We start from the raw sequence: 15,728 nt of genomic DNA on the forward strand, positions 1-15,728 counted from the left end.
TTGGTGTTGTTGGTGTGTAACCTTCTGGTGTTTCAAATTCAATTGTTACTTCACCATTTGGTACGTTCGGGAACTCATAGTTTCCGTTTTCGTCCGTTGTTGTTGTTTCTGTTGTGCCATCTGGATACGTAATTGTTACTGTTACGCCTGGAATACCTGGCTCATCTGTATCTTGTTGACCGTCTCCATCTATATCTTCCCAAACTGTATCTCCTACTGATACTTTGATGAAGCCTGAGTCGATTGTCATATCATCTGCGTTGTTGATTGTTACTTTCACAACTTGACCATCTGAATCTAATCCGTCATTACCTACGTTAGAGATTGTTGGACCGTTGTAACCTGCTGGTGTTTCAAATGTTAATGTGTAGTCACCGTTTGGTAAGTCTGTAAATACATAGTTACCATTCACATCTGTTATTGTTGTGATTGTTGAACCGTCAGGTTTTGTTAATGTTACTGTTACACCTGGAATACCTGGTTCTCCCGCATCTTGGATGCCATCTTTATCTGCATCAAACCATACTTTATCTCCTAAATCGTATACAGGTGTCGCTGGTGTTTCTTTTACGAATCCTGAATCGATTGTTGGATCATCTTTACCATCTACAGTGATTGTTACTTTCGTGCCATCTGAGTCACTTGTATCATCACCTGTATTTGGTGTTGTTGGTGTGTAACCTTCTGGTGTTTCAAATTCAATTGTTACTTCACCATTTGGTACGTTCGGGAACTCATAGTTTCCGTTTTCGTCCGTTGTTGTTGTTTCTGTTGTGCCATCTGGATATGTAATTGTTACTGTTACACCTGGAATACCTGGCTCATCTGTATCTTGTTGACCGTCTCCATCTGTATCTTCCCAAACTGTATCTCCTACTGATACTTTGATGAATCCTGAGTCGATTGTCATATCATCAGCGTTGTTGATGGTTACTTTCACAACTTGGCCATCTGAATCTAATCCATCGTTTCCTACATTAGAAATTGTTGGTCCATTGTATCCTTCTGGAGTACCGAATGTCACTGTGTAGTCTCCGTTTGGTAAGTCTGTAAATACATAGTTACCATTCGCATCTGTCGTTGTCGTTACTGTTGAACCGTCAGGTTTTGTTAATGTTACTGTTACACCTGGAATGCCTGGTTCTCCCGCATCTTGGATGCCATCTTTATCTTGATCGAACCATACATGGTCACCTATATCATATAAATCAGACATAGAATCTGAAGTTGAGTTTGAATTTGATACTGAGTCTGTTACTGAATCTGTTACCGAATCCGTTACTGAATCCGTCACTGAATCTGTTACTGAGTCTGTTACTGAGTCTGTCACTGAGTCTGTCACTGAATCTGTTACCGAATCCGTTACTGAATCCGTTACTGAATCTGTCACTGAGTCTGTTACTGAATCTGTTACCGAATCCGTTACTGAATCCGTTACTGAATCTGTCACTGAGTCTGTCACTGAATCCGTTACTGAATCCGTTACTGAATCCGTTACTGAATCTGTCACTGAATCCGTTACTGAGTCTGTCACTGAATCCGTTACTGAATCTGTTACTGAATCCGTTACTGAATCCGTTACTGAATCCGTTACTGAATCCGTTACTGAATCCGTTACTGAATCTGTTACTGAATCCGTTACTGAATCCGTTACTGAATCTGTCACTGAGTCTGTCACTGAATCCGTTACTGAATCCGTTACTGAATCTGTCACTGAATCTGTCACTGAGTCTGTTACTGAATCCGTTACTGAGTCTGTTACTGAATCCGTTACTGAGTCTGTTACTGAATCCGTTACTGAGTCTGTTACTGAATCCGTTACTGAATCCGTTACTGAGTCTGTTACTGAATCCGTTACTGAGTCTGTTACTGAATCCGTTACTGAGTCTGTTACTGAATCCGTTACTGAGTCTGTTACTGAATCCGTTACTGAGTCTGTTACTGAATCCGTTACTGAGTCTGTTACTGAATCCGTTACTGAGTCTGTTACTGAATCCGTTACTGAGTCTGTTACTGAATCCGTTACTGAGTCTGTTACTGAATCCGTTACTGAATCCGAATATAAACCTAGGTCAATCGTCATGTTATCAGCATTATTAATTGTCGCTGGTGCTCTATATGTTCCTGGCGATACTAATTCTCCATCTGAATCATTTTCATCCGCAGTTGTATTTGATGGTGATCCTACTAATATCGAAGGTACATTTGTAAATTCTACAATGTAATCACCATTAATTAAATCAGTAAATACATAATGACCTGTTGCATCTGTTATCGTTGTCTTTGGCTGTCCCGTTGCATCTAATACAGGATTACCGTTTTTATCTAATAAGTTAACAGTGATACCTTCAAATCCAGCTTCTGATGAATCTTGTTTACCATCTTTATTTTCATCAAACCATACATAATCTCCTAATTTATACGTAGGTATGTAGAATCCAGAATCAATTGTCATGTTGTCTGCACCTTGAATAGTTACATTAACTACTGTTCCATCTGAGTCTTCGCTATCAACGGTAGTATTGGTCACTGTTGGTGTAAATCCAGTCGGTGTCGTAAATTCTACTACATAGTCTCCGTCTACTAAATCTCTAAAGATATAGTTACCATATCGATCTGTTTGTGTTGTCTGAAGTACAGTACCATTTTTATCTTTTAACGTAACCGTTACATTTTCAATTGGTAATTCTTCATAATCTTGAATACCATCTTTATCTGCATCATTCCAAACAAGATCTCCTAAATTATATACCGGTACACTTCCCGTTCCTGTCCCACTACTGCTTTCTAATACTAAAGTGTTTACCCATGATACACTGCTAGATTTATTATAATAGTCTGTTGCATAGAATATCGATTTAACTTCAATCGACTCAGCATTTGCAGCACTATCATATGGCGAATCTACAATAACTACGTAAGGCGAGTCCATTGCTCCAAAGTTAATTTCTAAATTTCCTCTACTATTTTCGTATATACTGCCGCCATTATAAAAATTCTGCGCATAATCAACTTTTCCTGTTGTATCAAAATAGTAACTATCTGATAAATCAGATGGGCTATCAACTTTATAAATATGAATATTAGTAATATCAAAACCTATTCTCGCACTACTTGAATCTGGTGTGGTTGCGTATGGTTGTAATTCAAGTACCCCACTCGATAAATTAATATCCGCTGAGTTGACATAGATTGTTTGTTGATAGTCATGTACATTACTATTTTGATCGACTTCTGTAATTAATGATGACATGTTCGCTGGATATACTTCCGATCCTAAATCCTTTGGTGCAAAGTAATCCATACTCATTGTAGTATTGTACGTTTCACCAGCAAAGTTATAGTTTAAGTTGTATGTACCTGATGTTGGCGAATTCTGTCTATCTGTAAATTGAACAAGATTCATTGATCCATAAATATCAGTCTTCCCGTCTACCCAATCTGTGAATACATATTGAAGTTGTTTTGTTTCTGTATTATAAGTGCCTTCAGCAATTACCATTCCTGTAGGAGATAATAAATTAATATTATGCATCTCATAATTAACACGATCATAGTTAATATCCCCGTCCATACTTACATTATCATCCATTTGTACTGTGAAGTAATCTCCAGCTTTAATTGGACCAGTCACCGCATAATCTGCACTGATATGGAAGAAATCTGAGTTGTTTGGTTTAATCGTATTTTTATCAACTGCAATATTTGTCACATTAACAAGATTATTTACATTGTTACCTGTCGCCGCTAATGTTTTTAGTGTTAATCCATTCAAATTATCTGAAAGCGATAATGTATTATTCTCCATCATCGAACGATTCGTCATTGTAGACACAGGTGTAGCTTCTACTGCAAGTGCATTACTTTTATCAGCTATCGCATTGATTAACGCGTTCAAAAGCGCTTCTTCTGTCATATTTATATAGTCTAGATTAAGATCACTCACTAATTTTTGTGCTTCATCGATTGTAATACCAGTAGATGTTGCAACGTAATCAACAGCTTTAGTTTTTTTATCATCTATTGATTGTGCTGTATTAATATCATTAACCGCTTGATTTAAATCCATAGTTGTTGTTTCTGTCAATGGTGTTTCTACTGTTGTTGATGGTACTTCTTCTGTTGATGGTGTTTCTATCGTTTTTGGTGCTTCTGTTGTTTTTGATGCTTCTTCTATTGTTGGTGTTTCAGTTGTTTTCGGAGTCTCTTCTGTTGATGGCGCTTCAGTTGTTTTCGGTGTTTCTGTTGTTGTAGGAGCTTCTTCTGTTGTCTGCGGTGTTTCTGTCGTTGTAGGAGCTTCTTCTGTTGTCTGCGGTGTTTCTGTCGTAGTTGCTTTTGAAGTTGATGCTGTAGTGTCTGTATTATTTACTTCTTCTGTAGAAGTTACAGATTCAGTTGTAGTTGCTTCTGATGTCGGGGTGGTTGTTGAATCACCATTTACTACAGATGATTCCGTAGATGTTTGATCCGTATTTTCAGCGGCTTTTGCATCTGATGGATTCCCTAAGAACATTAATGCTCCGATAAGAATTGATGAAGTGCCCACTGTAAACTTTCTAATCGAATACTTATTCAATCTATTAGGCAAAAAGTCCAATCTATTTTGTTTTTTATTCATATATACCTCCAAAAATTTTGTTTTATAAGATTTCATTCTTATACATTTATTAAATTAAGATTTATTATATACAGCACAATAAAATAATGAAAGTAAAAAATAACAAACTAAAAATTCATTTATTTAAAAATGTTAACTATTTTTAAATCGCAACTCATTTTTTAATTTTATTGAATCAATTTTTTAAGACATAAATATAACTATTTTTACATTTGTTCATCATTAATAAATTATTTATGATTGATTTAACAGACACTTTCATGCTTTTTTAATGTTTTTGCATTTTATAATATTATTTCAATATAACAAATAGATAAATACATTTTATTACATTTTTATATTTCTATAAATGTGTCTAAATTGTGAACTTTTAATTTTTATTTAAAAACTGCTTTAAAAAACGCTTTTTTAAAAAAGATATTTAATAATTTCAGACATCAATACTCGATTAACATTCCATCTTTTTGAACAATCTATCAAATCAATAAATTAAATTTATTTCTCTTTTAATATTTTTTATTTATTTATATAAAAAATCATTGCCTGCAATATAAACATACCCAAAAGATGACATGAACATTTGTTCATGTCATCTTTTGGGTATGTTATTTTTTGCTTATTATAATTAATAATTCGATTTTTTAATATCTAGATCTATTGCAAACGACATTTAAGTGAATTTGTTAACTTTGTTAACTTATAAATTTATTATTTTGCACAAGTTATTTATAGACATCCTTTAAAAATATGTCCTCTTATGTAATAAGATACTGATACTAAAATATTTCTTTTTCCATTAAATTTGTGAGCAATATGAAATCGATGTCCTCTTTTAACGCATGCAATACTTTCATATATTGTAGGTTGTTGTATAATATGATTAATCATTTTAATTTCATTGTTTGATGTTTTAATCATCAACATAACAAAGGAGCTACTATTTTTGACTTCAACAGTAAAAGGCATTCATTATTCAACAGATGGTTTAACATATCAACATGATCACGCGTATCAATCACTTTATACGACACCTAAACTGATTCAATTTCTAAATGACAATCATATTTACACTAAAATTGCTGACGGTCCACAAATATTAGCAGAAAACAATGATGTGATTTATGTTGCAAACAATGCGATAATTGAGCCAAATACAGTATATGGTGGTACTAATTTCTTCTTCACGATGGGTGCTTTTAGTTATACACGTGAATTACTTCCTTTAAATACAATAGTTGGTCGCTACTGCTCAATTGCACCTGGATTTAAACGTATGGGATTTAGTCATCCTATCAATCGTTTCACAACTTCTCCTATTTCATATTCAGCTTTAGGTAACGTCAATCATTTCTATGAACAAGAAGCAAATTCATTATTTGAGCGTAGTGTTGTCGATGAAAATGAAGAAGCTCCTATTATTATTGGTAATGATGTATGGATTGGTCAAAATGTCTTGTTTTCTTCTAAGGGAATTCGTGTGCATGATGGTGCTGTTATCGCTGCAGGTTCTGTAGTTACAAAAGATGTGCCGCCTTATGCAATTGTAGGTGGTAATCCAGCTAAGGTTATTCGCTATCGATTTGATTACCACATCATTCAAGAATTACTTAACATTAAATGGTGGCAATATGATTATGGTCAATTTAAAGGTGTGCGTGGAGATGATTCTATCGAAGTATTTATTAATAAAATCAAACATATGGCAGCTGAAGGCATCATTAAACCATACAAACCAAAAACATTTACTTATGATGATTTGGTAGCTAATCGTTAAAAAAATCGCTTAGACAGTTGTCTAAGCGATTTTTTATTTATATGCATAAAATTTCATATATGGATGCATGTATGTTGGATAACGTTTCTTAAAGTCTTCTACTGATAAATGTGTAATCGCAACAAGTTTAAATGAGCGATCTAACGTATATGTTGCATCTTGCATGCCCATTGTTGCACGGTTTTGTTCATGTAATATTGGTAAGCTAACACATTCACCACTAGCTGCATGTATTAATGGTTTCAATTGTCCAGCTGTGATATGTTCAAAATCTTCAATAATGATATCTTTTGGTATCATATGTGACAGTGCTTCTGTAATGATACCGTTATGTAATATGATGTGCTCATCTTCTTTTACATATTGTCCATATAAGTTTGCTGTAACAAAGTTTTGGTCAGCGGTATAAATATTTGTATTGCTTCGTTTTAACTGTAAATATTTGATTGCTGTTTCTACACCATTAAAATGTTCAGGTAAACTGAATACATATATCAATTTCCAAGGTGATATTGTATTCATTCGTGTAGGTATTTCTTGAGTTGATGTATTTGATGGTTGTGGCGTGCTTTGCGTTTCTGTGTTTGTTTGTTTGGGCACTGTTACACTACTCACATGTGTTTCTTTTTTAGGTAAGATTTGCTTTTTCGCTTTGAATCTTGCCGCTTCTATCGTTTGTTGTATGCTTGATGTTGGCTTAACTTGCTCTTCTGTTGGATGAAGCATCGCATGATATTGTATTTTCGTGATTTCAGTAACTGACTCATTCCACTCTTCATTTAAGAAGTATTGTGCACGTAACATTGGCTCACGGTCCAACTCATAAATTGTTCTTGCATCAACATCTTCTATATAAGTAAGTGTAATTGCTTCAGTATCTGTTCGCCCTGGAATAATACCTTCTTTATGTACACCGCGTTTAATACTGCCAATACCATAAATACCGCGTTCAGGGTTTGTTTTATAAATAACAACTTTATCTCCTTCTTGCATTTGGTGATAATGCTCAATACCTTTACGGTTGCCTCCATTAATATTACGTATAAATATTGTATAATCCTCGCCTGGCTTAAACGCAATATCTTCACGCATCATAAAGTGACGGTTAATTTTTTCTTCGTTCTTACCGATTCTAACGATTTGTTCATATTGTTCTTGAGAGATTGGATTTAATAGCTGTTCTTTCATATTAAACAACATATCTTTTAAATCTTCGTCACGATTTAAATATTCTTTTGTATAAGGCATTAATTTTTCTTCGTAAGTAAAGTGAATTTTAATTTGTCCTCGTTTTGGTGTTTCAATCTTAGAAACTGAACCCGCACCAAATAAACCGACTTTATTTTGTACCATATAGAAAATGACTTTATCGCCTACATTGGCACGTTTAAATGCTTGATAACCTTCGTTTGGATTAAAGTGTACTGTCGAGTCAAAAACAGATACTTGATACATTAAATCTTTAAAATGGTTAAATCTATTGTAGCCACAGTTTAGCCAGAAATAATTCATTTTATGGTTGCCTCCATATTTATTCAATAATGTCTATTATATCGATAATTGTTTAGAATAACTATTGTATTTTACAAACAAATTCATTCTTACATATGTTTTAAGTTATAATAAAATTAAAAAAATTTAAAGGAGTTCTTACATGTTTTATTTTGTTGGAATTGACTTACCTCACGCTATAACAGGTGTCGATCGTGCCATGTTTAATCGAATTAAATTATTCAATTCCATAGATCAACCTGCAAAAATTCTTTATTTTAACTACTATCCTCTTTTATATAGAAACACAAAAAAATTTGGTGTTACGGAAGACGTGCTTTATTTATATGATCATTTTCATGAAGTTCACTCTTCTTATCAAGGACCGAAGCAAGATTGGCTTGCCTATTTCAAAGATGTTCGCGGCTACATTCCTGTTCAAGTAAATACATCAAATGATTATATGTTGTACTATAATACAAAGTTAGTTGCTTATGTCCGTTTTACAGATAGTGAATTAAATCAAATTGATTTCTTAAGTTATTACGATACAAACTTAAAGAAAATTAAAGAAGACACTTATGATTATCGAGGATTTAAAAGTAGCACCACTTATTACGATAATGAACAACGCGCTCAAGTTCAGCATATTTATTCTATCGACGGTCAAGTGAAAGTTGAACGCTATTTCGACGTTACTAATCAATCGATAAAGCATGTCATCGTGCACGAAACACCCAATGACGAACGTATTTTTGTATCGAATGATGCCTTCCTCGCTTACTGTATGGAACAGTTTTACAAAGAGGGTGACTTGTTTATAATCGACCGCCCTTTTGAAATGGTACCTGTGTTTAACCTTGTTGATCAAAAAATACCCGCAGCAGTTGTGATGCATGCAGTCCCTTATAACAATATGTATGATTCGACAGAAATTCAATTTCAATACCAAACGTTAATCCCTTCTGCAAATCGATTTAATGCCATTATTGTTTCTACTGAACAACAAAAAGCGGATGTTGAACGCATCATTGATTACAAAACAAAAGTATTTGCCATTCCAGTTGGCTTTGTATCTCATGCACATCAACCACTTGAAAATCACAATAATAAAAAAGCAAATCAACTGATTTCTATTGCCAGGTACGAGAATGGCAAGCAACATGAACATCAGTTTAGATTAATCCAAAAACTCGTTAAAGACTTCCCGGATATTGAATTGCATTTATATGGTTATGGTAGTTTCCAAGAAAAATTCCGTCAAATGATTAGTGAAATGCAATTGCAAAAGCACGTCTTTATCCATCATTTTGTAGATGATTTAACACCCATATACAATCAAGCAAGTCTTTCTATTTTTACGAGTAATTCTGAAGGATTTGCGCTTAGTATTTTAGAATCTTTAATACATCATACACCCGTTATCGCTTATGACATCAAATACGGTCCAAGTGAAATGATTATTGATGGTGTTAACGGTAACCTTGTCGCTCGTAATGATGAAGATGCACTGTATCATACTGTGAAAGCATTTTTATCAGATGAAGCATTACAAACAAAATATTATCAACAGTGTTACCAATCTATCCAAAAATTTAATGAAGATGCCATCGCTCAAAAGTGGCTAAATTTTACACAATATGACATATATTAATATATGCCCCTTTTCTCATTAGTTTCTAATGATGATGCGATTGTCAATATTGATAAAGTCATCGCCAATGCTAAGACATCACCACGTAACAAAGCGTATATGGGATGAATTTAACAAATTCAAAAGTCCATACAATGGATAAAGGGAAAGCTAAAGCGGGCAAAGTGTCTGAAAAGCTTGTTAGTACAAATAAGGCAGTTCCTAAAATGAAAGAACCACCTTCACCAGCAGATTTAGGTCGAAAAGCACAAGTGAAATAAAATAATTTAATACAGAAATGAGGATAAGACATATCAACTATATCTTATCCTCATTTTTTATGTAGCAAATAATATTTTTAATTTTTATTAGTTTTTTACAACTATATATAATTTCACTAATACTTTTATTATAATTAATAAAAGGCATTATAAAAAGGAGCGCTTATGACGACACAATATAAAGGAATTACTTTCTCACAAGATAATTTAATAATTCATCCATCTCATGCAAATATTAGATTTTCATTTAATGAACAATTTCATCATTTCTTAAACCAAAGACGCATCTACACGTTACCTAATCAAAATAATGTACGTGCAAGACTACGAGAAGCAACAATCATTCAAGTTTCTAGCCATGCACAAATAGAACCATACACGATGTTTTTAAATGGTAGATTTTTTTATACAATGGGTTCTTTTTCATCTACTTTAAGTGAATTACCTGTTAATACTGTTGTCGGCCGCTATTCATCAATCGCTTCAAATGTTAAACGCATGCATGGAAATCATCCCTTGGACCGTTTTACGACTGCAATGATTACATACAATCAACACGACAGCGCATTTAGCGAATATGCAAAAGATCATCAAATGCAATTTAACACAACACCTTTTGCACCAACTTTAAATCCGGTCGTTATTGGAAATGATGTTTGGATTGGTCAAGATGTCACTTTTGCAAATACAGGAATTACTGTTGGGGATGGCGCTATTATTGCTGCTGGTTCAATTGTCACTAAAGATGTGCCACCCTATGCTATCGTTGCAGGAGTACCCGCACAAGTAAAAAAATATCGTTATGATGAAAAAACAATCGAACGATTATTAAAATTACAATGGTGGCAATATGCTTATGGTGACTTTAAAGGTGTTAGTGGAAATGACGATATCGATACATTCATTAATAAACTCGAAACAATGATTCATGAACACGGGATTCAACCATTCAAACCAGAAGTCACAACACTCAATGATTTTCAATCTGTTGAAAAAAATTAATTATAAGGAGATACAAAATGCATTATTTTGTAGGCATTAATATACCTTTAGGCATTACAGGCATTGAACGTGCAATATTCAATCGTCTTTATTTATTCAAAAAATACAACATCCCTGCCAAACTATTATTCACTGATTTCTTACCCTTTTTTAATCATCACGCTGAAATTTATCATGTTGCTGAAGACACTTTGTATATGTATGATTATTTTCAAAATGCTATTGGTTACAAAAATGAAGTATCTACAGATTGGTTATCGAGAAATAATGAAGACGCTTTATATGAAACTGTACGTCAATTTTTAATTGATGAATCATTACAACTAAATATTATCAAAACTGTAGGACATCAATTGTAGATTATGACGAAACACATATGATTCAAAAATGGCATCATTTTATAGATAAAAATTCTTAAAAGGTAGGTATCACAATGTATTATTTCGCTGGCGTTGGTGTATCTTATAGCATCGCAGGAATTGATCGAGCTTACATCAATCGATTAAAACTTTTCCAAAAGCATCGTATACCCGCAAAAATACTAACTGTTCAATATAGCCATTTAGCTTATGAAAATTTACTAAAAAAAGGCTTAGAAAAAGACACAATTAATATGTATGATTATTTTCAACGTTGTAGTAGTGAACATCTTCAAACACAAACAAATCTTATGCATTATTGGGAACACGAATGTGGTTATATCATAGAGGTCGTACCTCATCAATTAGACATTAGAGTAAAAGATCAAAATCATCAACTGATCATGTATGCTAGATTTTTTACAATTGAAAGAACGCATATTAATTTTATATATTACTTTCAAAACGGAAAACTTATTAAACACGAAATGTATGATTATCGAGGATTTTTGAGTGCAACCCATTATTACGCAGAAGGAGAAAAGTATACATTAGAAGAGTTTTATACGCCTTCAGGTATCAAAGTTATCGAAAAACATTATACTATCGACAGCGACATTCCCTATGTTATTTATGTGAAGGATTTAATGAACCAAACACATCGATTCAATAAAGAAACCGAAATGATCACTTTCTTTATTGAATCGATTCATAGGGCTGGAGATACCTTTATTGTAGACAGACCCTACGAGCTATCAGAAGCATTTTATCATACACATCCTTCTATTAAAAAAGTTTTATTCTTCCACTCTATACATTTATTGAATAATGAGGATTTCGATACATTTAAATGGCCATATCAATATACACGCGAACACCTAAATATGTATCACGCATTGATCTGTTCTACAGAAGCTCAAAAAGCTGATTTATTACAGGTCAGTCAGTATGACGGAGATGTATTTGCGATACCAGTAGGTTATTTTGATAAAGCTCCTAAACACATCCAAAAAAAGCAACCCTATCGAATCACTTCTGTCGGTAGATATGTATACAATAAACAACTTGACCACCAAATACGTGTTATACATCGCTTAAAACAAGAGTTTAACGAAATTCAATTTGACATTTACGGTTTTGGTGGCCCAGGAAGCGCTCATGAATCTCTTCAACAACTTATTGAGGAATTAAATGCTGAAGATTATATACATCTTAGAGGCTTTGAAAATAATATTGAAGATATGTACAAAGATAGTGTGCTTTCATTATTTACAAGTCAATTTGAAGGCTTTGGGCTAGCTATATTAGAGTCCTTTCAAAACAATACACCTGTATTTAGCTATGATATTAAATACGGTCCAAATGAAATGATTCAAGATGGGATTAATGGCAATTTAGTTCCTCTAAATGATGAAAATGCTTTATACGAAAAGATAAAAACTTATCTTTCATCTCATGAACTACAACAAACTTATACATCTGCTTGTTATCAATCTATTGAAAAGTACAGTGAAGATAAAAATATTGAGCTATGGCGTGAATTTATGAAAAAATTTTAGAAAAAAATCATGAGGGTTCTACCATAAAGAAAACCGAACAAAACGTATGAATTTTTGATTCATCGTTTTGTTCGGTTTTTGACGTAGTGTCAACTTCTGTTGCACCGTATAAATTATTAATCACTAAATGACAAAAACTATTGTCACACACTTGTTTTTTATTGAAGTGCCTGAATGAATGCTTCTTTACTAATATGATTCGCATGTTTAATCTGTAATGCCAAACTACGATTAAGTACGGATTGATCTAAATGTTGATTCAATGTTTTGATGAAATCTTCTATGCTTGCATCATCTTTAGTTAATTCTGGTAACGTTAGCGTCTTATTATGAGCACGCCCTTTAAAACTCAAAATAAGCATGTTCATATCAAAAGCGCGTCTCACTGCACCGTGTAATTCATTACCGCTATTTATATCTAAATAATAGTCACAAGTTTCAAATAATTTATTAAAAGTATATTTTGAAGCAATTGGATAGAGTATTACATTTTCAAATCGATCATATTGTATTAATGTGTTTGACATTTCTGTCATAGCTGCAACATGGAACGTATATTCAGGACAATCTTTTACAATTTGCTCAAAGTGTAATAAATCATCTGAATTTGTAGCAATTAACACATCTCTACTACCTTGGTTTTGACGTTTAAATTGATAGTGATAGCCAAATGGAATGACATTTTCATTTTGTTCAGACATCACTTTAACATGATTATATTCCATTTGGTCAGGCACTAAAACTTTATATGAGCGATTTAATGTCTTTGTTAAAGCATGCTGCATATTTCCTGGAATTTGTTCTTTAATTTGCTCTTGCCAAATAATGTTTGTATGACCATTATCCAACCCAAGAGAAACAAAAAATGGCACACCTAGTGAGTTGATATTAAGAACATTTGTGTCTAAACCGCTTTCTCTTAGATAAAATTGAACAAACTTTGTTTTCGAATCAAAAATGTATTCTTTACCATTCCATCTTAATATCAATTGGTTGGTTACAATATTTTCGTATATGATTTCTTCATTTTGCTGGTTAAAATATGATTTAAATACGATTTGACTATCTGCATTTCTCACTTCTTGCATAAATCGATATCCATATTGATTGTAAACATCCACAAAGCGCACTTTTTGATTTTTGTCTAGCCATTCTACTCGATGTACAGATCTTGGTTGTGGATGTGAATGGTATTTTATATTAGCTTTAATTTCACCTAAATTAAATACATTTGCAAATTGATTAGAACCATGTATTTCCCAATGTTTAGGTATTTTTATTTCATTAAAAAATTTGGGTCTGTCTTGCTTAGTTGCATGATATTTTGCGAAAAATTGATATGGACTAGTAATATCGCTTGGTAAGAAACCACTATCCTCAATAACAACAGTCTTAGATTCTATACCAACATTTTTCAAACTTCGATAAATTTCTAAAGATGGTTTATCTAATTGATAAAATAAATTAATCATGACACACCTCTCTCACTAATGTTGCCCATTTTTGTACTGTTTTGTCTGATAAGAAATCTTCAGCAATTTTGTATGAGACATCATGATAATCTTTATGATTTGTAAATAAATCTATAACTGCATCCGCCAATTTTCTAACAACAGTTTCTGTATTGTCTTGATCTCTATGATAATCAATAAGCTTCCCGTTGACATCATGCTGAATAAACGTAGGATTACCATACTCAACATTTAGACCAATCATGCCCAATCCTGAACCGATTGCTTCCATTAAAGTTAATCCAAAGCCTTCACTTGTTGAACCTGATAGAAACACTTCATAATTCGGATAAATAGATTCTAAATGTACATGTCCTTTTAATTGAATGTAACTCTCAGCTTTATGCGCTCTTATTAAATCAGTTAACATTTGGCGTTGTGAGCCTTCCCCATAAATATCTAATGATAAATCTGGCAAACTTTGTTTTGCTCTTACTGTTGCTAATACAAGCCAATCTAAATGTTTCTCTTTTGCTAACCTCGATGCAGTTATCATCGAGAATGGTTTTCTTTTTTGTGAATTTTGTAAATGCTTTAAGCTACCAACTGGAATTGTATAAATTTTTGGTTGTACATTTAAATACTTCTTAAAGTGTGTTTTTAAACGCTCATTTTGTCGGTCTGTTGCTGTGATATAAAAATCCACTTCTTGATGGTTCATAAATTGATATTCATAAAAATTATTCCATAAAATCACTTGATCTGAAGTATTATTCTCACTGAAATGTTCAGCATGAACAACCACGCCAAGCTTACTTTCGCCTTTATTTTGAATCACAGATTGTGCGACACCTTTTCCTCTATCTAAAATAACAATATCCTTATTTGTGAGATTCAAGCACTGCATAAAGTATGCAACGAATTCTTGTTTTGAGTATAACTTTTGACTGTCAAATTCAAACATACTTTCTTCTTTATTAATATGCTCACGATAAGCAATAGTGCCATCTTCATTAAAAAACTGTCTCATATACAGTTTAGCCCCTTCATTAGGCGCATAATATTCAGAGCAAATCTTAGTATATGTATAAAAATCTTTACGAATCAACTTATTTTGTACAATCACGTCTACACGGTCAACAATATTTTCATTTTTATTTTTTAAATAACATTTTAAATAAGTATGATTACCCTCTAAAAATACTTGTACTACTTTCTCTGTAGTCACAGTTTTTGGTTGGCTTATATTATAATTTTTATAAACTTCTTCTAAAGTATATGTCGATGGATGAATCTTAACGTCAGTAAAATATTGATAAATCCAAATGATTTCTTCATCTTTAAAACCAATGTTTTCTGTATAAGTTTGAATATTCTCTGAATTAATGAAGTCTAAAAAAATAAATTTGATTTCTGTATTAAGATTTCTTAGCAACTCTGCCCTATAACTTTGAGCATATTCTACACCGCTACTTGCCCACCCAATACCAAGGTTAATATTATAAATCGTCATGGATACACCTCTATTTTTCACTATTAAGTTTATTATAGGCGAGTGTA

General features: G+C 32.8%; 10 protein-coding genes. 6 read left to right on the plus strand and 4 right to left on the minus strand.

Annotated elements, in window-relative coordinates; translation table 11 throughout:
- A partial coding sequence (locus tag ER639_RS08760; protein WP_164993411.1) for an SdrD B-like domain-containing protein occupies positions 1–4,618 on the minus strand: 4,618 nt, incomplete at its 3' end.
- A 943-nt stretch (positions 4,619–5,561) separates the two neighbouring features.
- Here ER639_RS08760 and ER639_RS12530 point away from each other — a divergent pair.
- A complete protein-coding gene (locus tag ER639_RS12530) occupies positions 5,562–6,392 on the plus strand; it encodes a CatB-related O-acetyltransferase (protein ID WP_305036094.1) in 831 nt (276 codons plus the stop codon).
- 33 nt (positions 6,393–6,425) lie between these two features.
- On the opposite strand, the gene ER639_RS08770 is transcribed toward ER639_RS12530, so the two are convergent.
- Complete coding sequence (locus ER639_RS08770) at positions 6,426–7,904, minus strand: EVE domain-containing protein (protein ID WP_129065415.1); 1,479 nt, start codon at positions 7,902–7,904, stop codon at positions 6,426–6,428.
- A gap of 142 nt (positions 7,905–8,046) precedes the next feature.
- On the opposite strand from ER639_RS08770, the gene ER639_RS08775 reads away from it, so the two are divergent.
- The 5 genes from ER639_RS08775 (at position 8,047) to asp1 (ending at position 12,717) form a co-directional block, all read left to right on the plus strand.
- Positions 8,047–9,537: a glycosyltransferase gene (locus ER639_RS08775; RefSeq protein ID WP_129065416.1), complete on the plus strand. Its 1,491-nt coding sequence runs from the start codon at positions 8,047–8,049 to the stop codon at positions 9,535–9,537.
- 104 nt (positions 9,538–9,641) lie between these two features.
- Positions 9,642–9,797, plus strand: coding sequence for a hypothetical protein (locus ER639_RS12310; RefSeq protein WP_164993412.1), 156 nt, complete (start codon positions 9,642–9,644; stop codon positions 9,795–9,797).
- A gap of 165 nt (positions 9,798–9,962) precedes the next feature.
- Positions 9,963–10,799, plus strand: a complete 837-nt coding sequence (locus tag ER639_RS08780) for a CatB-related O-acetyltransferase (protein WP_164993413.1) — start codon at positions 9,963–9,965, stop codon at positions 10,797–10,799.
- A gap of 17 nt (positions 10,800–10,816) precedes the next feature.
- Complete coding sequence (locus tag ER639_RS08785; protein WP_129065417.1) at positions 10,817–11,158, plus strand: hypothetical protein; 342 nt, start codon at positions 10,817–10,819, stop codon at positions 11,156–11,158.
- Between the two features lie 74 nt (positions 11,159–11,232).
- Positions 11,233–12,717, plus strand: a complete 1,485-nt coding sequence (asp1, locus tag ER639_RS08790) for an accessory Sec system glycosyltransferase Asp1 (RefSeq protein ID WP_129065418.1) — start codon at positions 11,233–11,235, stop codon at positions 12,715–12,717.
- 158 nt (positions 12,718–12,875) lie between these two features.
- Here the strand turns inward: asp1 and gtfB are convergent, their stop codons facing one another.
- Positions 12,876–14,189: an accessory Sec system glycosylation chaperone GtfB gene (gene gtfB, locus ER639_RS08795; protein ID WP_129065419.1), complete on the minus strand. Its 1,314-nt coding sequence runs from the start codon at positions 14,187–14,189 to the stop codon at positions 12,876–12,878.
- The gene (gene gtfA / locus ER639_RS08800; RefSeq protein ID WP_129065420.1) at positions 14,182–15,681 is read right to left on the minus strand and encodes an accessory Sec system glycosyltransferase GtfA; all 1,500 of its coding nucleotides are present in this window, start codon (positions 15,679–15,681) and stop codon (positions 14,182–14,184) included. The genes gtfB and gtfA overlap by 8 nt, the downstream gene beginning before the upstream one ends.
- Between the last annotated feature and the right edge of the window lie 47 nt (positions 15,682–15,728).

This window comes from Macrococcus sp. DPC7161 (assembly GCF_004117835.1).
GTDB lineage: Bacteria > Bacillota > Bacilli > Staphylococcales > Staphylococcaceae > SDSC01.

Coding starts and splice junctions, on each gene's coding strand:
- ER639_RS08770 (WP_129065415.1), bottom strand. CDS start 7,904: ATGAATTATTTCTGGCTAAACTGTGGCTACAATAGATTTAACCATTTT.
- ER639_RS08775 (WP_129065416.1), top strand. CDS start 8,047: ATGTTTTATTTTGTTGGAATTGACTTACCTCACGCTATAACAGGTGTC.
- ER639_RS12310 (WP_164993412.1), top strand. CDS start 9,642: ATGAATTTAACAAATTCAAAAGTCCATACAATGGATAAAGGGAAAGCT.
- ER639_RS08780 (WP_164993413.1), top strand. CDS start 9,963: ATGACGACACAATATAAAGGAATTACTTTCTCACAAGATAATTTAATA.
- ER639_RS08785 (WP_129065417.1), top strand. CDS start 10,817: ATGCATTATTTTGTAGGCATTAATATACCTTTAGGCATTACAGGCATT.
- asp1 (WP_129065418.1), top strand. CDS start 11,233: ATGTATTATTTCGCTGGCGTTGGTGTATCTTATAGCATCGCAGGAATT.
- gtfB (WP_129065419.1), bottom strand. CDS start 14,189: ATGATTAATTTATTTTATCAATTAGATAAACCATCTTTAGAAATTTAT.
- gtfA (WP_129065420.1), bottom strand. CDS start 15,681: ATGACGATTTATAATATTAACCTTGGTATTGGGTGGGCAAGTAGCGGT.